General features: G+C 74.1%; 17 protein-coding genes and 2 pseudogenes. 14 read left to right on the forward strand and 5 right to left on the reverse strand.

Annotation, left to right across the window (positions count from 1 at the left end; genetic code table 11):
- Window positions 1-195: 195 nt before the first annotated feature.
- From fbaA to ACFY15_RS07130, 4 genes are all read left to right on the forward strand, one after another.
- Entirely contained in the window at window positions 196-1,218 is a 1,023-nt protein-coding gene (fbaA, locus tag ACFY15_RS07115; RefSeq protein ID WP_042813236.1) for a class II fructose-bisphosphate aldolase, read from the forward strand.
- A gap of 224 nt (window positions 1,219-1,442) precedes the next feature.
- Complete coding sequence (locus tag ACFY15_RS07120) at window positions 1,443-2,174, forward strand: ScbR family autoregulator-binding transcription factor (protein WP_390686362.1); 732 nt, start codon at window positions 1,443-1,445, stop codon at window positions 2,172-2,174.
- Window positions 2,175-2,262: 88 nt separating this feature from the next.
- Window positions 2,263-2,970 carry a BTAD domain-containing putative transcriptional regulator gene (locus ACFY15_RS07125; protein ID WP_390825115.1) on the forward strand — a complete coding sequence of 236 codons (708 nt, stop codon included), beginning with the start codon at window positions 2,263-2,265 and terminating at the stop codon, window positions 2,968-2,970.
- A gap of 98 nt (window positions 2,971-3,068) precedes the next feature.
- On the forward strand, window positions 3,069-5,024 hold the full coding sequence (locus ACFY15_RS07130) for a helix-turn-helix domain-containing protein (protein WP_390686364.1): 1,956 nt from the start codon (window positions 3,069-3,071) through the stop codon (window positions 5,022-5,024).
- Here ACFY15_RS07130 and ACFY15_RS07135 read toward each other — a convergent pair.
- Window positions 4,997-6,226 (reverse strand): transposase, encoded by a 1,230-nt coding sequence (locus tag ACFY15_RS07135; protein WP_390825116.1) that lies wholly within the window; start codon window positions 6,224-6,226, stop codon window positions 4,997-4,999. The genes ACFY15_RS07130 and ACFY15_RS07135 overlap by 28 nt on opposite strands.
- Window positions 6,227-6,472: 246 nt before the next feature.
- Between ACFY15_RS07135 and ACFY15_RS07140 the strand changes: the two are divergent.
- The 5 genes and pseudogenes from ACFY15_RS07140 to ACFY15_RS07160 all read left to right on the forward strand — a co-directional run.
- A pseudogene (locus ACFY15_RS07140) lies at window positions 6,473-7,552 on the forward strand (CE1758 family FMN-dependent luciferase-like monooxygenase); the annotation flags it as partial.
- A gap of 269 nt (window positions 7,553-7,821) precedes the next feature.
- Entirely contained in the window at window positions 7,822-8,235 is a 414-nt protein-coding gene (locus ACFY15_RS07145; protein WP_390686366.1) for a DUF3151 domain-containing protein, read from the forward strand.
- A 129-nt stretch (window positions 8,236-8,364) separates the two neighbouring features.
- Window positions 8,365-9,213 (forward strand): tryptophan 2,3-dioxygenase family protein, encoded by an 849-nt coding sequence (locus ACFY15_RS07150; protein ID WP_390686367.1) that lies wholly within the window; start codon window positions 8,365-8,367, stop codon window positions 9,211-9,213.
- A complete protein-coding gene (gene kynU / locus ACFY15_RS07155; RefSeq protein ID WP_390686368.1) occupies window positions 9,206-10,408 on the forward strand; it encodes a kynureninase in 1,203 nt (400 codons plus the stop codon). The genes ACFY15_RS07150 and kynU overlap by 8 nt, the downstream gene beginning before the upstream one ends.
- Window positions 10,409-10,580: 172 nt before the next feature.
- Entirely contained in the window at window positions 10,581-11,456 is an 876-nt protein-coding gene (locus tag ACFY15_RS07160) for an alpha/beta hydrolase (RefSeq protein WP_390686369.1), read from the forward strand.
- A gap of 314 nt (window positions 11,457-11,770) precedes the next feature.
- Here ACFY15_RS07160 and ACFY15_RS07165 read toward each other — a convergent pair whose 3' ends face one another.
- Window positions 11,771-12,508, reverse strand: a complete 738-nt coding sequence (locus ACFY15_RS07165; RefSeq protein ID WP_390686370.1) for a helix-turn-helix domain-containing protein — start codon at window positions 12,506-12,508, stop codon at window positions 11,771-11,773.
- A 249-nt stretch (window positions 12,509-12,757) separates the two neighbouring features.
- On the opposite strand from ACFY15_RS07165, the pseudogene ACFY15_RS07170 reads away from it, so the two are divergent.
- Window positions 12,758-13,428, forward strand: a pseudogene (locus ACFY15_RS07170) (DUF4097 family beta strand repeat-containing protein).
- 87 nt (window positions 13,429-13,515) lie between these two features.
- Window positions 13,516-14,592, forward strand: a complete 1,077-nt coding sequence (locus ACFY15_RS07175; protein ID WP_390825117.1) for a serine hydrolase domain-containing protein — start codon at window positions 13,516-13,518, stop codon at window positions 14,590-14,592.
- 295 nt (window positions 14,593-14,887) lie between these two features.
- Here the strand turns inward: ACFY15_RS07175 and ACFY15_RS07180 are convergent, their stop codons facing one another.
- Complete coding sequence (locus ACFY15_RS07180) at window positions 14,888-16,171, reverse strand: adenylosuccinate synthase (protein WP_390688174.1); 1,284 nt, start codon at window positions 16,169-16,171, stop codon at window positions 14,888-14,890.
- Window positions 16,172-16,355: 184 nt separating this feature from the next.
- On the opposite strand from ACFY15_RS07180, the gene ACFY15_RS07185 reads away from it, so the two are divergent.
- Complete coding sequence (locus ACFY15_RS07185; RefSeq protein WP_390825189.1) at window positions 16,356-17,207, forward strand: diacylglycerol kinase; 852 nt, start codon at window positions 16,356-16,358, stop codon at window positions 17,205-17,207.
- Window positions 17,208-17,291: 84 nt separating this feature from the next.
- Here ACFY15_RS07185 and ACFY15_RS07190 read toward each other — a convergent pair whose 3' ends face one another.
- Window positions 17,292-17,807 carry a GbsR/MarR family transcriptional regulator gene (locus ACFY15_RS07190; RefSeq protein WP_390825190.1) on the reverse strand — a complete coding sequence of 172 codons (516 nt, stop codon included), beginning with the start codon at window positions 17,805-17,807 and terminating at the stop codon, window positions 17,292-17,294.
- Window positions 17,808-17,921: 114 nt separating this feature from the next.
- On the opposite strand from ACFY15_RS07190, the gene ACFY15_RS07195 reads away from it, so the two are divergent.
- Together ACFY15_RS07195 and ACFY15_RS07200 are read left to right on the forward strand one after the other, a co-directional pair.
- A complete protein-coding gene (locus tag ACFY15_RS07195) occupies window positions 17,922-18,821 on the forward strand; it encodes an ATP-binding cassette domain-containing protein (protein WP_390688173.1) in 900 nt (299 codons plus the stop codon).
- Window positions 18,818-20,401: an ABC transporter permease gene (locus ACFY15_RS07200; protein ID WP_390825118.1), complete on the forward strand. Its 1,584-nt coding sequence runs from the start codon at window positions 18,818-18,820 to the stop codon at window positions 20,399-20,401. The genes ACFY15_RS07195 and ACFY15_RS07200 overlap by 4 nt, the downstream gene beginning before the upstream one ends.
- A 5-nt stretch (window positions 20,402-20,406) precedes the next feature.
- On the opposite strand, the gene ACFY15_RS07205 is transcribed toward ACFY15_RS07200, so the two are convergent.
- Window positions 20,407-21,624, reverse strand: a complete 1,218-nt coding sequence (locus ACFY15_RS07205) for a cytochrome P450 (protein WP_390825119.1) — start codon at window positions 21,622-21,624, stop codon at window positions 20,407-20,409.
- Between the last annotated feature and the right edge of the window lie 2 nt (window positions 21,625-21,626).

The raw sequence follows: 21,626 nt of genomic DNA on the forward strand, positions 1-21,626 counted from the left end.
TTCCGCTCCTGACCTGCGCCTTTCCCGAAGGGCGGGGTGTTTCACGTGAAACACCCCGCCCTTCTCGGCGTATCAGGCCGGTCACGCGGGGTGGAGTGTCGCGCCGAGTCTGGAAAGATAGGCGCGACGTCTGACGTCGCCCCCAGGTCAGGGCCCGCAATAAGCACACTCCCCGCACATCCAAGGAGCGGACAGATGCCCATCGCAACCCCCGAGGTCTACAACGAGATGCTCGACCGGGCGAAGGCAGGCAAGTTCGCCTACCCGGCAATCAACGTGACCTCGACCCAGACCCTGCACGCTGCGCTGCGCGGCTTCGCGGAGGCCGAGAGCGACGGCATCATCCAGATCTCCACCGGTGGCGCCGAATTCCTGGGCGGCCAGTACAACAAGGACATGGTCACCGGCGCGGTCGCCCTGGCCGAGTTCGCGCACGTCGTCGCCGCCAAGTACGACATCACGGTCGCGCTGCACACCGACCACTGCCCCAAGGACAAGCTGGACGGCTACGTCCGCCCGCTGCTCGACATCTCCGCCGAGCGCGTGGCCAAGGGCCTGAACCCGCTCTTCCAGTCGCACATGTGGGACGGCTCCGCCGAGACCCTGGCCGACAACCTGGCCATCGGCCAGGAGCTGCTCGCCAAGGCCGCCGCCGCGAAGATCATCCTCGAGGTCGAGATCACTCCGACCGGCGGCGAGGAGGACGGCGTCAGCCACGAGATCAACGACGAGCTGTACACCACCGTCGAGGACGCCATCCGCACCGCCGAGGCCCTGGGCCTGGGCGAGAAGGGCCGCTACCTGCTGGCCGCCTCCTTCGGCAACGTGCACGGCGTCTACAAGCCGGGCAACGTCGTCCTGCGCCCCGAGCTGCTCAAGGACCTCCAGCAGGGCGTCGGCGAGAAGTACGGCAAGAGCAACCCGTTCGACTTCGTCTTCCACGGCGGCTCCGGCTCCACCGAGCAGGAGATCGCGACCGCGCTGGAGAACGGCGTCGTGAAGATGAACCTCGACACCGACACCCAGTACGCCTTCACCCGCCCGGTCGCGGACCACATGTTCCGCAACTACGACGGTGTCCTGAAGGTCGACGGCGAGGTCGGCAAGAAGTCCACCTACGACCCGCGCACCTGGGGCAAGCTGGCCGAGGCGAGCATGGCCAAGCGCGTCCTCCAGGCCTGTGGCGACCTGCGCTCCACGGGCACCAAGCTGAAGTAGCCCCCGGCTGCTCCCAGCACCAACGGGTTCCGAAAAGGGGTCCGCCGGTCCGGAAACGGGCAGGCGGGCCCCTTTACGTGTGCGTGTCGTGTGCCTTCGTACCTGGTTCGGGCGAGGTGACATACGCCGGTGGACGTGCGCCCGCGCGATGGTGTGGAATCTGTCGAGAGAAAACGTACCCGTGGGAATGTGAAGCCGGCGGGCCAGGAGAGGCGACGCCACATATGAGGACAGAGCGACCCCAGGTGAAGCAGGACCGGGCGGTGCGCACCCGCCGCGCCATCCTGGAGGCGGCGGCCGTGGTCTTCGAGGAGAACGGCTACGACGCGGCCAAGCTCTCGGACATCGTCAACATCGCGAAGGTCACCAAGGGGGCGCTCTACTTCCACTTCGAGTCGAAGGAGGGTTTGGCCCAGGCCGTCATCGACGCCCAGAGCGAAGGCCGGCCGCAGGCCCTGCCGCAGCAGTACAAGGCGCAGGAGTTCATCGACATCGGCATGGTCTTCTCGCACCAGATGCGGCACGAGGTGCTGATCCGGGCGAGCGCGCGGCTGACCCTGGACCAGACGGGCCGCGACCTGGACCGGGTGACGCCGTACCAGACCTGGATCGACCTGTGCGCCGACGTGCTGTCCGAGGCCGAGCGGCGCGGGGAGCTGCTGCCGGGCGTGGACCCGGTCGTCCCGTCCCGGCTGGTCGTCGGCGCGTACGCGGGGCTGAACACCATGTCCCACACTCTCGGCCTCGACCTGGACGCGCAGGTCGCGGAGCTCTACACGCACGTGATGCCGAACGTGGTGGCCCCGGCGGTCGCGATCCGGCTGGACACCGCCCCCGGGCGCGGGGCGCGGGCGTTGTACGGGCCGCAGGGCCTGCACCCGTGCCGGGTCGGCTGCGCCGGCGGAGTGGTCCCGGCCGCCGGCGGGTACGGGGAAGGGGAGGTCCCGGACGCCTGAGACGCCGCGCCTGCCCCTCTCCTTCCCTCTTCCCAAAAAGATCCTTCTGGGTATTATTTTTTTCGCTCGCCTGCCCAGGGAGAACACTGTGGACATTGAGGTACTCGGCGCACCACGGGTCACCGAGAACGGTGTGCCCATCACCGCCCCCACACCGGAGTCCCGGCACGTCCTGGCGGTCCTCGCGGTCTGTCCCGACCGACTCGTGCCGGTCTCCGTACTCGCCGACGAGCTCACCCGCCACACCCCGCCCGAACACTCCCGCGCCGCCCTGGACACCGCCGTGCGCCGGCTGCGCGAGCGGTTCGCGGAGGCACTCGGGGCCGGTTCGGTCCGTACCCCCGAGACCGTTCTGTGCGCCCGCCCCGGCGGCTACCTCCTCGACACCGGAGGCGGCCGCTGCGACGTCCGCGAGTTCGAACGCGAGGCGGGCGCCGGCTACCGGGCCATGGGACGCGGGGACTTCGGGCAGGCCGCCGCACGGCTGCGCCGCGCCCTCGGCCTGTGGACCGGACCCGCCCTGGACGGCATCGACGCCGGGACCTGGCTCCGGGGCCGCACCGCCGTCCTCGACGCCGACCGGCTCTCCGTTCTCGGCCAGTGGGTCGAGGCCGAACTCGCCCTCGGACACCACCGCGGACTGCTCCTGGAACTCGCCGGCCTGCGCGGCGCGGGCGGCCAGGGCCCCGACGGGGCCTACCCGGCGGCGCTGCGCCGGGCCGAGGCCCGCGTCACCTCCCTGCGCGCCGCCCTCCCGGCCCCCGGAACGACGCTCGCGGGCGCCGCGCGCCGCTGACCGCCCACCCCTCGGGCCCTTGCTTGACCCTTCGCCGCCCGGAACCTAGGTTCGGGACGGGACGCGGGGAAAACGGCTGGTCGGAGGGGGTCGCCAGGATGCGCGGGGACGACGCGGGCGCATGGGCCGTACTGGAACTGCTCGCGGAGGACGCCCCGCCGGGCCGCTTCCAGGCACTGCTCACGGAGGCACGCGCGGCCGGCGCCGACGACGCCGCCCTCGACGGACTCACCCGGGCCCTGGAGCTGGCCCGCTCGGTCCAGGCCCGCGCGAGCCGCAGCCGCCAGCGCGAAGCCGCCCTCACCGCGCTCGTCGACACCGCCCACGACCTCACCTCCCCCTACGACATCGACGGCCTGCTGCGCCTGATCACCCGCCGCGCCCGGCGCCTCCTCGGCTTCGACATGGCCTGGCTCTCCCTGAGCCGCCCCGACGGATCGGCGTACGTCCGCACCTCCGAGGGCGAGACCACCGCCTTCAACGTCGGCCTCGAACTCGGCACCGGCCGCGGGCTCGGCAGCATCGCCCAGGCCCGCCGCTCCCCGGTGTGGACCCCCGACTACCTCTCCGACCCCGCCATCGCCCACGCCCCCGGCATCGACGCCGTCGTCGAGGCTGAGGGACTCCACGCGATCATCGCCGTCCCGCTGCGCCGCGGGGACTCCACGCTCGGCGCCCTCTACGGCTCCGACCGCTCCGTACGGCAGTTCACCCCGGACGAGGTCGGCATCATGCTCTCCCTCGCCGACCTGGCCGCCGTCGCCATCGAGAAGGCCCGGCTGCTGGAGCAGACCCGCGACCAGGTGACCGAGCTGGAGGCCTTCGGCTCCCGCACCAACACCGCCCTCACCCGCGTCCGCTACCTGTGGGAGTGCCACGCCCGCCTGGCCGGCCTGGTCCTGGACGGCGCCGGGCTGCCCACCCTCGCCCGGGCCACCGCCGACGCGCTGGACGGCGTGCTCCAGGTCCGGGACCCGGGCGGGCGCCCGCTCACGGCCACCGGCGAACTGCCCGGTCTCGACGAGGAGGACGTCACCAAGGCGGCCCTCCAGGCGCTCACCGACCGGCGCCCCGTCGGGCTGCCCGGCGACCTGTGGCTGGCCCCCGTCCTCGCCGGCGCCGAGGACCTCGGGGTGCTGCTGCTCAGCGCCTCCGCCCCGCTCGCCGACGAGGACGTCCGGCTGCTCCAGCTCGCCGCCCAGTCCGTGGCCTGCCTGATGCTCATCCAGCGGGGCACCGCCGCCGCCGAGGGCCCCGTCCACGACGAACTCCTCGCCGACCTCCTCGACCGGCCGCACTCCGTCGACCTGCACCTCCTCGAACGCACCCGCCGGCTCGGCATCGACCTCGACCGCCCGCACGTGGTGGTCGTCGCCCGGCCCGAGGGCGGCGAGCTCGGCAAGGCCGTCGCCTGGGCCACCTCGTACGCGTACCGGACGGGCGGCCTCAAGGGCGTCCGCCGGGGCTGCATCGTCCTCGTGCTGCCCGGTACCGATGCCTCCGCCGCCGCCCACCGGGCCTCGGGCGAGCTGTCGCCGCTGCTCGGCCACGCGGTGTCCACCGGGGCCGCCGGGCCCTCCGGCGGCCCCGGCGAAGTGGCCCGCGTCTACGCCGAGGCGGTGCGCTGCCTCGACGCGCTGACCGCCCTCGACGGGGTCGGCGGCACCGCCTCCCTGCGCGAACTGGGCTTCCTCGGCCTGCTGCTGTCCGCCGACCACGACGTGGAGTCGTACATCGCCGGCACCATCGGCCCCGTCCTGGAGTACGACACGGGCCGGCCGACCGAGCTCACCCGCACCCTGGAGGCCTACTTCGCCTCCGGCTCCAGCCCCACCCACGCCGCCGAGACCCTGCACGTCCACCCCAACACGGTCTCCCGCCGCCTGGAGCGCATCGCCGAACTGCTCGGCCCCGACTGGCAGAAGCCCGGCCGGGCGCTGGAGATCCAGATGGCGCTGCGGCTGCGCAGGACCCGCACGGTCCTCCACGACCGCCGCGCCGCCGCCGACCGGTCGCCGGCCTCCCCCTACGCGGCCCCGTACGAGGCCCCGTAGCCCTCCGTCCCTGTCAGCGCGCGGGCGGCGTGCGCCACCGAGGCCAGCGTCACGTGCCGGTGCCAGCCCGGCAGCGCGCGCCCCGCGAAGTCCCGCAGTCCGGCCTCCTGCCCGCTGTGCCCGGCGGCGAAGGCCACCCGCCGGCCCTGCTTCGTCAGCCGCAGCAGCGGGCCCACCGGCAGCCGCACCAGGTCGGTCACCCACAGCTCCGACGGGGCGCGGCGCGGATCCGCCCACTCGCCGACCAGCAGCAGGTGGCGGCGGCGCGCCGGTGAGGGGTCGGGCATCATCACCCGCACCGCGACCGCGAGGGTGCTGCGATGCCGGCCGCCCCCGGCCAGTGGGTCCGGGTCGGTCCACTCCACCGGGGTACTCAGCCCCTTCACCGACTGAAGGACGTCCCGCGCGCAGCGCGCACCCGCGCCGTGCCCGGGCAGTGCCGGATCGGTGACGAGCAGCGGGGTGGAGGGACCGATCCGGGCGATGACGGGCAGTCCCGCCTCGGCGAAGCGGTTCATCGTGGAGCGCGTCCCGATCTGCCGGATGTCCAGCACCACCGGCCGCACCGGGCTGCTGCTGCGCCGCACCGCCGAGATCACGGAGGCCGCGGCGGCCTCCTCGTACGCGGACCGCGCCGCGTGCTCCCCCGCGGGCCCCGCCTCGGCCTCCTCCGCCTCCGGCAGGAACATCTCCCAGCCCACCGGCGTGGCCAGCGCGGCCGAGGCGAACCAGGTCCCGAACGCCTGCTGCCCCCGGAACATCTGCCCCTGGTGCGGGTCGAAGCGGTGCGCCACGCCCACCGAGTGCTCCCCGCCCTTCGGGATGGCCATCGGCTGCGCCACCCACGCCGTCAGCGGGCCGGCTGCCTCCAGATACCGTGACAGGGAGGCGCGGATCGGCTGCCACTCCCAGGTGGAGCCGGAGATGAAGTGGTGCATGCTCTGCTCGGCGGCGCCGCCGCCGATCCGGCCCGCGATCCCGCGCATCGACTTGCGGCCGGGGAGGGCGAGCAGCCCCTGGACGTAGCGGCGGCCCTTCTCCCGCTGGTCCTTGCGGCGCAGGGAGGAGAGGACGGCGGCGCACAGGTCGTCGGCCGCCTCCACGGCCGGATCCGGCCGTCCGCCCCTCGCCTCCGCGGGCGTCCCCGTTCCCGTCCCCGTTCCCGTTCCCGACTGCGTCCCCGTGATGGTGCTGCTGCTCATGACCGCCTTCACGACATGCCCCCTCGGCGTGCGTCCACTGCCCCTCTACCGTCCGACGAGGAGGGCCTGTTGGGGGAGGTGCGCCGGTCACCGCGCTCGCGCCGGGGGTGGTGGGATCCCCACCACCCCCGCGACTTGACGGACTGTCGTCCCGGACCTGGCCGGATCACCGCAGATCGGGCACGGTCGGGACCCCCGGGACCGGGAGCCGGGAGCCGGGAGGCGCGAGAAGGCGGGAGCGGCGGCGTGCAGTTCGGCATCTTCTCGGTCGGCGAGCTCGCACCCGACCCCCGGACCGGGCGCATGCCGACCGAGCACGAGCGGATCCGGGCCATGACCGCTCTCGCCGTCCGCGCGGAGGAGGCGGGCCTCGACGTCTTCGCCACCGGCGAGCACCACAACCCGCCCTACGTCTGCTCCTCGCCGTCCACCCTGCTCGCGTACGTCGCCGCCCGCACCCGGCGGCTGATCCTCTCCACCGCCACCACCCTGATCACCACCAACGACCCGGTGCGCGTCGCCGAGGAGTACGCGCTGCTCCAGCACCTGGCCGGCGGCCGCCTCGACCTGATCGCCGGCCGTGGCAACACCCCCGACGTGTACCCCTGGTTCGGCCAGGACCTGCGCGAGGCCCTCGCGCTCGCCGACGAGAACTACGCGCTGCTGCACCGCCTCTGGCGCGAGAGCGACGTCCACTGGCGGGGCCGCTCCCGGGCCCGTCTGGACGGCTTCACCTCCACGCCCCGCCCGCTGGACGGCGTACCGCCCTTCGTCTGGCACGCCTCGGTGCGCTCCCCGGAGGCCGCCGAGCGGGCCGCGTACTACGGCGACGGCTTCTTCGCCGACAACCTCCACGCCCCCGTCGGCCACTACGCCCGCCTGGTCGAGGTGTACCGCGCCCGCTACGCGGAGCACGGCCACGGCACCCCGGAGCAGGCCGTCGTGGGGATCGGCGGCCAGCTCTTCGTACGGGCCCGCTCGCAGGACGCGCTGAGCGAGTTCCGCCCCTACTTCGACCGCTCGCCGGCGTACGCGGGGCACTGGTCGCTGGAGGAGTGCGCCGCCCGGACCCCGCTCACCGTGGGCAGCCCCGACGAGGCCATCGAGAAGATCCTCGGCTTCCGGGAGGCGTACGGGCACTGCCAGCGCCAGCTCTTCGCCGTGGACCACGCCGGGATTCCGCTGGAGACCGCGCTGGAGCAGATCGACCTCCTCGGCGAGCGCATCGTCCCGGTGCTGCGCCGGGAGCTCGCCGCCGGCCGCCCGCCCGCCGTCCCCCCGGGCCCCCGCCACCCGGCCGCCGAGGACCGGCCCGCGGGCCGGCAGGCCGGGGACGACCACCGCCACGCCGCCACCCCGACGGGCGCCGACCTGCGGCCCGCCGCCCCCCGGACGGACGCCGGCCTGCGGCCCGCCGCCCCCCGGACGGACGCCGGCCTGCGGCCCGCCGCCTCCCGGACGGACGCGGACCACCCGGGTGCCGCCGCCCCCCGGACGGCGGCACCCTCCCGCACCGCGCCGGCGCAGGAGCGGACGGGGTGGTACAGGCCTGCCGCCCGGCCGCGCCGGACACGGTGATCGGACACACTGAACGCATGTCGATTCACCAGAACCTGCTCGGGGGCCCCGCCCCCACCCACCTGCCCGACGAGCCCGCGCCCCGCGAGGCCCTCGCCGCCGGCACCGCCCCGGCCGAGGTGGCCGCCGCCCACCCGACCTCCTCCCTCGCCTGGGCCGCCCTCGCCGACGAGGCCTTCGACGCGGGCCGGACCGTCGAGTCGTACGCGTACGCCCGTACCGGCTACCACCGCGGCCTGGACGCCCTGCGCCGCGCCGGCTGGAAGGGCCACGGCCCGGTGCCGTGGGAGCACGAGCCGAACCGCGGCTTCCTGCGCGCCCTGCACGCCCTGGCCCGGGCCGCCGGGGCCATCGGCGAGAAGGACGAGTACGAGCGCTGCTCGACCTTCCTGCGCGACTCGTCCCCGACCGCGGCGGACACGCTCGCGTAACGGCCGGGCCGAGTGCCCTAGAGGCGCCCCGGATCTCCTGTTTATGATGCGATGCAGGGGACCGGGGCTCCACTTACCCACTCGGAAGGAGCGGACCGCTACCCGGAAGCACGTGTCGAGGAGACAGCGATGTCGCACGCCCTTGATGCCTCCGGAGCCGGTTCGGACACCCCGAACCTCGACTTCGCCGGCACAACCCCGTACGAGGACTACGTCCAGGCGGACGTCCTCACCCACCTCCAGCACCTGCGCTCGGACGACCCCGGCGAGATGGTGTTCCTGGTCACGACCCAGGTCATGGAGCTGTGGTTCACCGTCATCGTCCACGAGTGGGAGACCGCCGCCCGTGCCCTGCGCGAGGACGACATCCCGGTCGCGATGGACGCGCTGAAACGATCCCTCCGGGAGCTGGAGGCGCTCAACCACTCCTGGCGGCCGCTGGCCCAGCTCACCCCCGCGCAGTTCAACGCCTACCGCAGCGCCCTCGGCGAGGGTTCCGGTTTCCAGTCCGCGATGTACCGCCGGATGGAGTTCCTCCTCGGCGAGAAGTCGGCGTCCATGCTGGTCCCGCACCGCGGCGCCCCGCGCGTCCACGCCGAGCTGGAGAAGGCCCTCCAGGAGCCGAGCCTCTACGACGAGACCCTGCGCCTGCTCGCCCGCCGCGGCCTGCCCGTCCCGCAGTCGGTCCTCGACCGGGACCTGTCCCGGCGGTACGAGCCCTCCGCCGCCGTCGAGGCCGTCTGGACGGAGCTCTACGCCGACCCCGCGGGCGCCCACGCCGACCTCCACCGCCTCGGCGAGGTCCTCACCGACGTGGCCGAGCTGGTCTGGCGCTGGCGCAACGACCACCTGGTCGCCACCCGCCGCGCGATGGGCGCCAAGACCGGCACGGGCGGCTCCGCCGGCGTGACCTGGCTGGAGAAGCGCGCCTCGAAGAACGTCTTCCCCGAGCTCTGGACGGCCCGCAGCCATGTCTGACGCGATACTCAGGGACCTCCAGGCCCGCGCGGCCCGCCTCGACGCCGAGGACCCCCTCGCCAAGCTCCGCGAGCGCTTCACCCTCCCCGAGGGCGTCGTCTACCTCGACGGCAACTCCCTCGGCGCCCTCCCGGCGGGCGTCCCCGACGCGGTGGCCGACGTGGTCCACCGCCAGTGGGGCGAGCTGCTCATCCGCTCCTGGGACGAGAGCGGCTGGTGGACCGCGCCCGAGCGGATCGGCGACCGCATCGCCCCGCTCGTCGGCGCCGCCCCCGGCCAGGTCACCGTGGGCGACTCCACCAGCGTCAACCTCTTCAAGGCCCTCGTCGGCGCCGCCCGGCTGGCCGCGCCCGGCCGCACCAGGATGCTGGTCGACGCCACCACCTTCCCGACGGACGGCTACATCGCCGCCTCCGCCGCCCGGATGACCGGACTGGAGCTCGTCCCCGTCGCCCCGTCCGACGCGGCGGGCGCGATGGACGGGACCACGGCCGTGGTCCTCCTCAACCATGTCGACTACCGCACGGGCCGGCTCCACGACCTGCCCGGCCTCACCGCCGCCGCGCACGCGGCGGGCGCGCTGATCGTCTGGGACCTCTGCCACAGCGCCGGGGCCCTCCCCGTCGGCCTCGACGCGCACGCCGTGGACCTCGCGGTCGGCTGCACGTACAAGTACCTCAACGGCGGCCCCGGTTCCCCGGCCTACGTCTACGTGGCCGAGCGCCACCAGGGTGCCTTCGACTCCCCGCTCCCCGGCTGGAACAGCCACGCCGAGCCCTTCGCGATGACCCCGGACTACACGCCCGCCCAGGGCGCCGCCCGGGCGCGCGTCGGGACCCCGGACATCCTGTCCATGCTGGCCCTGGAGTCGGCCCTGGACGCCTGGGAGGACGTGGACGTCGAGGCGGTCCGCGCCAAGTCCCTGGCCCTGACCGACTTCTTCCTCGACTGCGTGGCCGCCTACGTCCCGCCGGGCGAGGTCGAGGTCGTCACCCCCGAGGAGCACGCCCACCGCGGCAGCCAGGTCTCCCTGCGCACGGCCGACGCCCGCACGGTGATGGCCGAGCTCATCTCCCGGGGCATCGTGGGCGACTTCCGCGCCCCCGACGTCCTGCGCTTCGGGTTCACCCCGCTCTACGTCGGTTTCGCCGACGCGGAGCGCGCGGCGCGCACGCTGGGTCACATTTTCGGGTGACGCGGTAGGGAAACGTCACACCACAGGGCGGGCGGGGCTGTGGCTCCGCCCGCCTCCGTGCGCGCTCGTCCCGGAGGCCAGGGGCGCGTGGCAGCCTGATACGGTCCGGCTCTGCCGGAAACACCGGAACATCTGTCCCCGCTGTCACACGCGTTACCGAGAGGTCGAGCCGATGACGGACCCCGCAGTCGAACGGGACGCCGCCGAGGCCGCCTCGGCCTTCGCGCATCACCCGGTCGCACCGGACGCGAGCGCCGCGTACGGGGAACACCCCGACCAGGTAGTCGACTTCTACGCCCCGCGCGGAGACTCCCCGGGCCCGGCACCGCTCGTCGTCGTCCTGCACGGCGGCGCCTGGCGCGCCCCGTACGACCGGCAGCACATCACCCCGTTCGCGGACCTGCTGGCCCGGCGCGGCTTCGCCGTGGCCAACGTCGAGTACCGGCGCGGCAGTTCCCTGCCCCACCAGGGCTCCGAGGGCCCTGTGGCGGGCCGTTGGCCGGAGACCTTCGACGACGTCGCCGCCGCCATGGACGCCCTGCCCGGCCTCGTCGAGGCCGCGCTGCCGTCCGCCGACCCCCGCCGGACGGTGGTCACGGGCCACTCGGCGGGCGGCCAGCTCGCCCTGTGGGCGGCGGCGCGCCACGTCCTGCCGGCCGGCTCGCCGTGGCGCCTGCCCGCCCCGCCGGAGCTGCGCGGGGTGGTGGCCCTGGCCCCCATCGCGGACTTCGAGGTCGCGGAGGAGCTCGGCGTGTGCGGCGGCGCCTCGTCCCAGCTCCTGGGCGGCCCGGCCCACTGGGACGCCCGCCGCCCCTCGGCGGACCCCGCCTCCCTCCTCCCGACGGGCATCGCCACGACGGTCGTCCAGGGCCGCGAGGACATCGTGGTCCCGCCGGCGGTCGCGGAGTCGTACGTGGCCGCGGCCGCGAAGGCCGGAGAGATGGTCGGCCTGACCCTGGTCGAGGGGGTCGGCCACTTCCCCCTGATCGATCCTGCGGCGGACGCCTGCGCGGTGGTGGCCGAGGAGATCGCCCAGCTCGCCTGGTAGCGGCCGGCCTCCGGTCGGGTGTGCCCTCAGTCCCGCTGCCGGGCCGCGAGCGGCTCCACCGGCTGCGGCCTGCCGATGACGGCCAGGGCGATGAAGAAGGAGATCTGGCCATCGCGATGGTCAGGGCGGCGAGCGCCTTCTCGTCGTAGTGCCGCGCGGCCTCCGCGTACAGCGCGTCCGGGACGCGCTCCCGGCCCGTGCGGCCGGCCGGAGGGCGGCCTCCACCGGCGGCTGTCTCCCGGGGCTGCGGCCGCCGCCCTGTACCGCTCTGACCCCCGGGAGCGCCCCGGTGTGACGGCCCGCGGAGGAGTTTCTCAGGCGTCGTCGTCCGGCCGGGCCGGATCCGGCTTCGTGTGCAGGATCTCGCGGGCCTGCTCCGCGGCCCGGGTGATGCTCTCGGAGACGAAGTCGACGAACCGCGCGATGTTCTCCAGGCGGGCGCCGGCGGGGGTCTGGGGGCCGAAGACACCGACGCCCTGACGCGCGGTCTCGGCGAGGTGGGCGGTGCCCTTGGCGCTGGCGATCATCGACTGGTACCAGACGTCGTTGTCGGCGACGTACCGCTCGCGGCGGTGCTCGTCGCGCTCCCGGCGGACGAGCCCCTGGGTCTCCAGGAAGGCGATCGCCTTGGAGATGGACGCCGGGCTCACCTGGAGCCGCTGGACGAGTTCCGCCGCGGTGAGGCTGCCGGAGTCGCTGGTGTAGAGGCAGGTCATCACCCTGGCCATCATCTTGGGCGTGCCCGTGGCGATCAGGACCGTCGTGAAGGTCTCCTCGTACGCGGCCACCGCCTCGGCGTCGCGGCCGTGGGCCAGCGGCGGGGCCTGGGGCCCGCGGGGCGCGGCCGGCTTGCGGCGGTGGGCGCGGTGCTCGGTGGCGCGGTGGGCCAGGTCGGCGCGGTAGGAGGCGGGGCCGCCGTTGCGCATGACCTCACGGGTGACGGTCGAGGTCGGACGGTCGAGCCGTCGGGCGATCTCGGCGTAGGCGAGTCCGTCGGCCAGCCCCAGCGCGATCTGCTGGCGTTCGGGCTGGGTGAGTCTGCCTCCGGGCATTGCGGCCTCCTCGGCGGTGCGTGAGCGGTGGTCGGTAGGGTCGCCAGCATAGCGTTCACCCTCATTCCATTGCAACGCCTCTGCTGGTTTCATTGCGTTAGATTCCCAAACGATGCAACGATTTCAGTGCTCTGACCTGCATTAATAAAGACTGTATGCAACGAATCCGTTGCCTCAGCTCCGAACGCAACTTAGCGTTTCTCTTGTCGGAAACGCCGACGGGCGTCGCGCCGAGCAGAGGAGACCGCCATGAGGAAGTTCGCCACCGCCACCGCCGTCCCGACCGTCCTCGACATCCCGGCCGGAACGATCCGGTGCATCGCCTCCGACCGGTCCGACGCCACCGTCGAGGTCCACCCGGCGGACGCCTCGAAGAGCCGGGACGTGAAGGCGGCCGAGGAGACCGGGGTCGAGTTCCGCGACGGGGTCCTGCGGATCGCGGCCGCACCGGCCAGGAACCGGATCACGGGCAACTCCGGCCACGTCGACGTACCGTCCGGCTGCCCGCCGGGTCGCACGTCACGGCGACCCTGGCCGCCGCCGGGTTCCGGGGCGTCGGGCGACTGGGCGACGTCGTCCTCGACGCCGCACAGGCCCGCGTCGAGCTGGACGAGGCCGCGTCCGTCCGGCTCACCGTCCAGGACGGCGACATCGCGCTCGGCCGCCTGAACGGTCCTGCGGAGATCAGCACCCAGAAGGGCGACATCACCGTCTCCGAGGCCTTCCGGGGCGCGCTCGCCCTGACCACCCGGCACGGCTCCATCTCGGTCGCCGCCGCCCGCGGGGTCTCCGCGGCCCTCGACGCCGGCACCGACTCCGGCCGGATCCACAACGCGCTGAACAACACCGACGGCTCCGCCGCCGCCCTGACCATCCGCGCGACCACCTCCCACGGCGACATCACCGCCCGCAGCATCTGACCGTCCCCGCATGGACAGACGCAGCGGCGACGGAGACCGCACCGCCCGTACGACGTTCCCACCCCACTTACCGAGGAGCACACCAGCATGTCCGAGCAGAACCGCCCCGAACTCCAGACCGCCCTCCAGGACATCGTCGACTCCGGCTGGGCCGGGGCACTGCTGCGCGTGAACGACCCGCGCGGCGAGTGGGTCGGCAGCGCCGGAGTGGCCGAGCCGGGCGGCAGCGCCCAGCCGCCGGCCGACGGTCACTTCCGGATCGGCAGCAACACCAAGACCTTCACCGCGACCCTCGTCCTCCTCCTGGTGGCCGACGGCCTGCTCGAACTCGACGGCCCGGTCGCCGACCGCCTCCCCGAGTACGACCTGGACCCGCGGATCACCCTGCGGATGGTGCTCCAGCACACCAGCGGGCTGTTCAACTTCACCGGCGAGTACTACGAGGACGGGACGACCGCCCCGGGGATCGCCTGGGAGGGACGGGAATGGGTGGACAACCTCTTCCGCACCTACCGCCCCGAGGAACTGGTCCGGCTGGCCCTGTCCAAGCCGGCCCGGTTCGAGCCGGGGACGGACTGGAGCTACTCCAACACCAACTACGTGCTGGCCCGGCTGCTCGTCGAGAAGGTCACCGGCCGCCCGTACGCCGAGGAGATGCGGCGGCGGATCCTGACCCCGCTCGGCCTGACGGGCACCGTGGTGCCGGACGCCTCGCCGGAGATCCCCGAGCCGCACGCCCACGCGACGTACACCTACCAGGACGGGGACGAGTGGAAGTCGCTCGACGTCACCCGCTCGAACCCCTCCTGGATCTCCGCCGCCGGTGACATGATCTCGACCACCCGCGACCTGCACGTCTTCTTCTCCGCCCTGATGGGCGGCAGGATCCTGCCCGCCGGGCTGCTGGACGCGATGCGCACCCCGCACCCCAAGGCGGGCTACGGCCTCGGTCTGTTCGTGCAGGAGACGGAGGACGGCCGCGCCGTCTACACCCACAACGGCGGCATGTGGGGCTGGGGCGCCCTGATGTTCGGCTCGCCCGACGGCAGCACGACCTTCACCGCCTCGCTGACCTGCGGGGACGCCCGGCTCGACATGGCGGCCGTGGGCGGGCTGTTCGCCGAGGCCCAGAAGCGGCTGCTCGCGGAGGTGTTCGGAGCGTAGGGGGCTCCAGGACGGGCTCCCGGACGACGGAGGGGCGGGGGGCGCGGCGGGGGGGCCCCCCCCCCCCCCCCGGGGCCCCCCGGCCCGCCCCCCCGCGGGGGGGGTGTAGATGGGGTGGGGGGGGGCGGGGGGGCCGCCCCGGGGGGCGCTGGGGGGGGCCCCCCCGGGGCCCCGGCGGGGGGGCCCGGGGGTGTGGTCGGGGGGGGGGGGCCCCCGGGGCCCGCCCCCCGGGGGGGGGGGGGGGGGCCCCGGGGCGCCCCCCCCCGCCCCTCGGCGCCGTGTACCGCCCTGCCGGCTACAGGAAGGAGTTGATCTCGATCGTCTCGGTGCGGCCGGGGCCGACGCCGATGGCGGAGATCGGGGCGCCCGACATCTCCTCCAGCGCCTTCACGTAGTTCTGCGCGTTCTTCGGCAGGTCGGCGAAGGTCTTGGCCTTGGTGATGTCCTCGGACCAGCCCGGCAGGGTTTCGTAGATCGGCTTCGCGTGGTGGAAGTCGGTCTGCGAGTAGGGCAGCTCCTCGACGCGCTTGCCGTCGATCTCGTACGCGACGCAGACCGGGATCTCCTCCCAGCCGGTGAGCACGTCGAGCTTGGTGAGGAAGAAGTCCGTCAGGCCGTTCACGCGGGTCGCGTAGCGGGCGATCGGGGCGTCGAACCAGCCGCAGCGGCGGTCGCGGCCGGTGGTCACGCCGCGCTCGCCGCCGATGCGGCGCAGCGCCTCGCCGTCCTCGTCGAACAGCTCGGTCGGGAACGGACCGGCGCCGACGCGCGTGGTGTAGGCCTTGAGGATGCCGATGACGCGGCTGATCTTCGTCGGGCCCACGCCGGTGCCGGTGCAGGCGCCGCCGGCGGTCGGGTTCGAGGAGGTGACGAAGGGGTACGTGCCGTGGTCGACGTCGAGCAGGGTGCCCTGGCCGCCCTCGAAGAGCACGACCTTGTCCTCGTCCAGCGCGTTGTTGAGGATCAGGGTGGTGTCGGCGACGTACGGCTTGATCTGCTCCGCGTACTGGAGCATCTCCTCGACGATCGCCTCGACCTCGATGGCGCGCCGGTTGTAGAGCTTGGCGAGGAGCTGGTTCTTGTTCTCCAGCGCCGCCTCGACCTTCTGGCTGAGGATCGACTCGTCGTACAGGTCCTGGACGCGGATGCCGACGCGGTTGATCTTGTCCGCGTAGGTCGGGCCGATACCGCGGCCGGTCGTACCGATCTTGCGCTTGCCGAGGAAGCGCTCGCCGACCTTGTCGAGGGTGACGTTGTACGGCGTGATGAGGTGCGCGTTGCCGCTGATGAGCAGCTTGGAGGTGTCGATGCCGCGCTCGTTCAGGCCGCGCAGCTCGGAGAGCAGGACGGCGGGGTCGACGACGACACCGTTGCCGATGACCGGCGTGCATCCGGGGGAGAGGATGCCGGAGGGGAGGAGGTGCAGCGCGTACTTCTGGTCGCCTACGACGACCGTGTGGCCGGCGTTGTTGCCGCCCTGGTAGCGCACCACATAGTCAACGGAACCACCGAGCAGGTCGGTGGCCTTTCCCTTGCCCTCGTCACCCCACTGAGCTCCGAGCAGCACAAGAGCGGGCACAGGCGTACACCTCTTCCGGATGGGGCATGTCCAAGGTCAGGGGGCGTACGACGATGTACACCGCAGGCTGAGCCGTCGGACCGGTGCCCCGGAATAGACGAAGGCCCTGGCGCAATAGCGCAAGGGCCTCTTGCACAAAGATGCTACCCGAGGAAGGACCGAGGTGTCGGCTCCAGAGCCCACCATGAGCCATGCGGGCGCGCCGGTAGGCGGCCTGCTCGTGCTCGTCGACCCGGTCGCCCGCCGTCTTGACGGCGAGTCCGTGCGCATCGCGAAGGATGTGCTGTCGGCGGGGGCCGCGGCGAAAATCTGTCTCCCGGACTCGCAGGAGGAATTTGCGCGGGCGCTCGCCCGCCGGGGCCATCGTCGGCCCGTGGTGGTGGGTGACGACGGGGCGCTGGTGCGGGCCGTGGGGCTGCTGCACCGGGAGCCGGCGTACGGCGCGGTCTCCCTGGTGCCCGTGGGGCCGGCCGGGTCGCTGGCGCTGGCCCGTTCGCTGGGGGTGCCGCTCTCGGCGGTGTTCGCGGCGCGGGCGGCTCTGGACGGGGTGACGCGGCCGCGGGACCTGCTGGTGGACGACTGCGGCGGGGTGGTGCTGGGCGGGCTGAGGATCGCCGCGCAGCCTGCGCCGTCCGTACGGGGGCCCGGCGGGTACCGGTCGCTGCTGCGGACGCTGCTGCCGGCTCCGGCTCCGGCTCCGGCTCCGGCTCCGGCTCCGGCGGCGGCCCGGGGCGCGGGCCGGCCGGTGCAGTCGCTGCGGGTGGAGGTCGACGGGGCGGTGCTGGTGGAGGAGGACCGCCCGGTGGAGGAGGTGGCCGTGCGGACGCGGGAGGACGGCGGGCCCGCGCGGGTGGTGGTCCGGTTCCCGGGCGGGGCGCCGCTGGCGGCGGCCGGGGAGGCGGTGACGGTGTCCGTCACGGGCACCGGCTCGGCGTTCCGCTACCGCGCCGACCACGCCCAGCCGGGGCCCCCGGTCCGCCGCCGTACCTGGACTCGCCGCCCCGGGGCCTGGTCCCTGACCCTGCCGAGGAGCTGACGGACGCGGCTGCGGGGTGCCGCGGGGCGGCGCGAGGTACCCGCCCCGACCCCACCGGCCTGCCGCAGGCCTGCCGCCGGACGGCTACGGCAGGCCGAGGCCGGCCCGGTGGGTGCGCCAGCGGTCCATCAGCCCGTGCATCTCGTGCTGGAGGAACTCGAAGAACGCCGCCGTCTCCGCGACCCGCGCGCCCGCCGGGGTGTCCGTGCCCAGGTCGGCCGCGCCCTCGCGCAGGGTCTGCTCGAAGCGAGTGAGGGCCTGGTCCCGGCGGGTGAAGGTCTCGTACCAGAGCTCGTTGTGCAGCACGTAGCGGTCCCGGCGGGAGCCCGGCTCGCGCTCCCGGCTGACCATGTTGACCTGCGCCAGGTAGGCGACGGCGCCCGATACCGCCGCCGGGCTGATCCGCAGGGCGGCGCCCAGCTCCGCCGACGTCATCGCGCCGCCGTCGCTCGCGAGCAGGCAGGAGAAGACCCGGGCGGCCATGCGCTGCATGCCCGCCTCGGTGAGCTGCGCGGCGAACCGCTCGACGAAGCGGGAGACCGCTTCCCTGTCCCGTTCCCCGACGTCGCGTACGTCGCGTACGTCGCGTACGTCGTCCACGTCGCGCCGCGCGTCGTCCCGGTGCTCGTTCCGTGTGTCGTCCCTCGTCACCCTCCGAAGTTTACGCGATTCGCCAACTTCACAAGTTTGTGAAAGAAGCGTAGCTTCGGAGTCATGACGAAGGCCATCGGCGTCACCGGACTCCACAAGGCGTTCGGCCGCACCCGCGCCCTGGACGGGCTCGACCTGGAGGTCGCCACCGGCGAGGTGCACGGCTTCCTCGGCCCCAACGGCGCCGGCAAGTCCACCACCCTCCGGATCCTGCTCGGCCTGCTGCGCGCCGACGCCGGGACCGTCACCCTGCTCGGCGGCGACCCCTGGGCCGACGCCGTCGCACTCCACCGCCGCATCGCGTACGTCCCCGGCGACGTGACCCTCTGGCGGGAGCTCACCGGCGGCGAGGTCATCGACCTCTGCGGGCGTCTGCGCGGCGGCCTCGACCCGGTGCGGCGGGCCGAGCTGGTGGAGCGGTTCGAACTCGACCCGACCCGCAAGGGCCGTACCTACTCCAAGGGCAACCGCCAGAAGGTCGCCCTGGTCGCCGCCTTCGCCTCCGACGCGGAGCTCCTCGTCCTGGACGAGCCCACTTCCGGCCTCGACCCGCTGATGGAGGAGGTCTTCCAGGGCTGCGTCGCCGAGGCACGCGACGCGGGCCGCACCGTACTGCTCAGCTCGCACCTGCTCAGCGAGGTCGAGGCGCTCTGCGACCGGGTCAGCATCGTCCGCGCCGGCCGCACCGTGGAGAGCGGCACCCTTGCCGAGCTGCGCCACCTCACCCGTACGTCCATCACCGCCGAGCTCGCCGGCCCGCCGGACGGCATCGCGCAGCTGCCCGGCGTCCACGACGTGGAGGTGCGTGGAGCGCGCGTCAGCCTCCAGGCCGACACCGACCGGCTGGACGCCGTGCTGCGCGCCCTCACCGCCTCGGGCGTGCGGTCGCTGACCGCGACCCCGCCCACCCTGGAGGAGCTCTTCCTGCGCCACTACGCGCCGGAGGCGGTGGAGGGGCGATGACCGGGCGGTTCGCCGGCACAGGGACCCTGCTGCGGCTGGCGGCGCGCCGGGACCGGGTGACGGTGCCGGTCTGGGTGCTGGTCACCGGGCTGCTGGTGGTGAGCATGCCCCGCACGCTCGGCAGCGTGTACGCCACCGCCGCCGAACGGGCCTCCGTCGCCGCCTCGATGAACGCCAACGGGTCGATGCGGGCCCTGTACGGGCCGGTGTCCGGTGACTCCCTCGGCGCCCTCACCGCCTGGCGGGCGGGGGTGTTCGGGGCGGTGCTCGCCGCCGTGATGAGCCTGATCGTCGTCGTCCGGCACACCCGCGAGGAGGAGGAGACGGGACGTCAGGAGCTCCTCGGGGCCGGAGCGGTGGGGCGGCGGGCCCCGCTGACGGCGGCCCTGCTCGCCGCGTTCGCCGCCGACGCGGCCGTGGCCGTGCTCGTCGCGGGCGGCCTCGCGGGGCAGGGGGCGTCCGGGGCCCTCGCCCTCGGGCTGGGCATCGCCGGGACGGGCATGCTCTTCGCGGGGGCGGCGGCCGTCGCCGCCCAGCTGACCGGCAGCGCCCGCGCCGCGAAGGGGCTGACAGCGGGCGCGCTGGGGGCCGCGTTCGTGCTGAGGGCGGCGGGCGACGCCGGCACCCCGGGCGGGGGTTCGGCCCTGACCTGGGCCTCGCCACTGGGCTGGCTGGAGAACGTACGGGCCTTCGCGGGCGAACGCTGGTGGGTGCTCGGCCTGTTCGCCGCCGGTGCGGCGGCGCTGACGGGCGGGGCCCACGCGCTGGCGGGCCGCCGCGACCTGGGCGCGGGGATGCTGCCCGACCGGCCGGGTCCGGCCGAGGGGCGGCTCGGATCGGCGGGGGCACTGGCCCGGCGGCTCCAGCGGGGCACCGTACTCGGCTGGAGCGCGGGCTTCCTGATCGCCGGTCTGGTCTTCGGGGGGATGGCGGAGGGCGCCGCCGAGGTGGTCGGCGACAACGAGCGGACCCGCCGGATCATCGAACGGATGGGCGGGCAGAGCGGGCTGACCGACGCCTTCCTGGCGGCGATGGCCGGGCTGCTGGGCATGGCCGCGGCGCTGTTCGCCGTCTCCTGCGTGCTGCGGCTTCACGGGGAGGAGACCTCGCAGCGGGCCGAGCCGCTGCTCGCCAACGCCGTCGGCCGGCTGCGCTGGGCCGGCGGACACCTTGCGGTCGCCTTCGGGGGCTCGGCGCTGATCCTGCTGCTGGCGGGGATCGGCCTGGGACTCGGGCACGGCGGGGGTGGCGGGGACCTGGCCGCGACCGTCGGCGCCTGCCTGGCGCAGCTCCCGGCGGTGTGGGCGGTCGGGGCGCTCGCGGTCCTGCTGTACGGGGCGGCCCCCCGGTACGCCGTCGCCGCGTGGGCGGTTGCCGGGGCAGCGCTGGCCCTCGGCTGGCTCGGGCCGGCCCTCGGGCTGCCGCAGGCGGTCATGGACCTCTCGCCCTTCGCCCACCTGCCGAAGCTGCCCGGCCCCGGTGCCTGGGACCCGGCCCCGTCGCTGGTGCTCACCGCCCTGGCCGCGGCCCTGACGGCGGCCGGTCTGGCGGCCCTGCGCCGCCGGGACCTGACGGCGTAGGCCCGCTAGAACTCGACCAGCAGCTCCCGCAGGCCCCGGATGACGTAGCCGTCCTGCCACTGCGGCTCCCTCACGAGCCGCATCGGCGGGACCTTCTCGTCCAGCAGGGCCCCGAAGGAGGAGGCCAGCTCCAGGCGGGCCAGCGGGGCGCCCAGGCAGTAATGGATCCCGGCCCCGAAGGTCAGGTGCGGGTTGTCGGCCCGCCCGAGGTCCAGCACGTCCGGGTCCTCGAAGCGAGCGGGGTCCCGGTTCGCGGACCCGAAGAGCAGGGCGATCTCCGCCCCGCGCGGGATGACGGCGTCCCCGACCTCGATGTCGTCGAGCACCCAGCGTTCGAACATCTGGAGCGGCGTGTCGTAGCGGAGGAGTTCATCCACAGCTGTGGACAACTTTTCCGGACCGGGGGGCCCCGGGAGCGCGCGCAGCCCGGCGAGCTGCCCGGGGTTGCGGAAGAGGGCCCACCAGCCGTTGACGGTGGTGTTGACCGTCGCCTCGTGCCCGGCGTTCAGCAGGAGGACGCAGGTGGAGATCATCTCCTGCTCGCTGAGCCGGCCCCCCTCATCGTGGGCGGTGATCAGCGCGGAGATCAAATCCGTGCCGGGGCGCCGGCGCCGCTCGGCGATCAGATCTCGCAGATAGGCGCTGAACTCCACACTGGCCCTCACCGCCCGCCGCGCGGTCTCCGGGTCCGGCCGGAGCTCGAACATCCCGCAGATGTCCGCCGACCAGGGCCGCAGCAGGCCCCGGTCCGACTCGGGGATGCCGAGCAGCTCCGCGATCACCGCCACCGGCAGGGGCTCGGCGACGGCCGTCAACAGGTCCCCGCCCCCGTCGGCGAGCAGCCCGGCCGCCAGCTCCCGCGCCATCCGGTCCACGGCGGGCGCGAGCCGCTCGACAGTGCGCGGGGTGAACGCCTTCGACACCAGCCGCCGCACCCGCCCGTGCGCGGGATCCTCCAGGTCCAGCAGGCCGTTGCCGTTGAGCACGTGGAAGGGCTCGTGCTCCGGCGGCGGCGCCTCACGCCCGAACTCCTCGTGGCCGAACCGGTGCAGGTACGTCCGCCCCAGCCGGCGGTCCCGCAGCAGCGCGCTCACATCGGCGTGGTGCGACACCAGCCACTGCCCGGTCGCCTCCGACCACTCGACCCGTCCCCGCTCGCGCAACTCCCGGTAGGCGGGGTACGGATCGGCGACGAAAGCGGCGTCCCACGGATCAAAACCCATCC

It is taken from the genome of Streptomyces sp. NPDC001373, assembly GCF_042895815.1.
GTDB lineage: Bacteria > Actinomycetota > Actinomycetes > Streptomycetales > Streptomycetaceae > Streptomyces.

Bases quoted from the DNA above. Each gene is read 5' to 3' on its own strand.
- ACFY15_RS07145 (WP_390686366.1), top strand. From the start codon at position 7,822: ATGTCGATTCACCAGAACCTGCTCGGGGGCCCCGCCCCCACCCACCTG.
- ACFY15_RS07135 (WP_390825116.1), bottom strand. From the start codon at position 6,226: ATGAGCAGCAGCACCATCACGGGGACGCAGTCGGGAACGGGAACGGGG.
- kynU (WP_390686368.1), top strand. From the start codon at position 9,206: ATGTCTGACGCGATACTCAGGGACCTCCAGGCCCGCGCGGCCCGCCTC.
- fbaA (WP_042813236.1), top strand. From the start codon at position 196: ATGCCCATCGCAACCCCCGAGGTCTACAACGAGATGCTCGACCGGGCG.
- ACFY15_RS07175 (WP_390825117.1), top strand. From the start codon at position 13,516: ATGTCCGAGCAGAACCGCCCCGAACTCCAGACCGCCCTCCAGGACATC.
- ACFY15_RS07130 (WP_390686364.1), top strand. From the start codon at position 3,069: ATGCGCGGGGACGACGCGGGCGCATGGGCCGTACTGGAACTGCTCGCG.
- ACFY15_RS07165 (WP_390686370.1), bottom strand. From the start codon at position 12,508: ATGCCCGGAGGCAGACTCACCCAGCCCGAACGCCAGCAGATCGCGCTG.
- ACFY15_RS07185 (WP_390825189.1), top strand. From the start codon at position 16,356: ATGAGCCATGCGGGCGCGCCGGTAGGCGGCCTGCTCGTGCTCGTCGAC.
- ACFY15_RS07195 (WP_390688173.1), top strand. From the start codon at position 17,922: ATGACGAAGGCCATCGGCGTCACCGGACTCCACAAGGCGTTCGGCCGC.
- ACFY15_RS07120 (WP_390686362.1), top strand. From the start codon at position 1,443: ATGAGGACAGAGCGACCCCAGGTGAAGCAGGACCGGGCGGTGCGCACC.
- ACFY15_RS07150 (WP_390686367.1), top strand. From the start codon at position 8,365: ATGTCGCACGCCCTTGATGCCTCCGGAGCCGGTTCGGACACCCCGAAC.
- ACFY15_RS07205 (WP_390825119.1), bottom strand. From the start codon at position 21,624: ATGGGTTTTGATCCGTGGGACGCCGCTTTCGTCGCCGATCCGTACCCC.
- ACFY15_RS07200 (WP_390825118.1), top strand. From the start codon at position 18,818: ATGACCGGGCGGTTCGCCGGCACAGGGACCCTGCTGCGGCTGGCGGCG.
- ACFY15_RS07160 (WP_390686369.1), top strand. From the start codon at position 10,581: ATGACGGACCCCGCAGTCGAACGGGACGCCGCCGAGGCCGCCTCGGCC.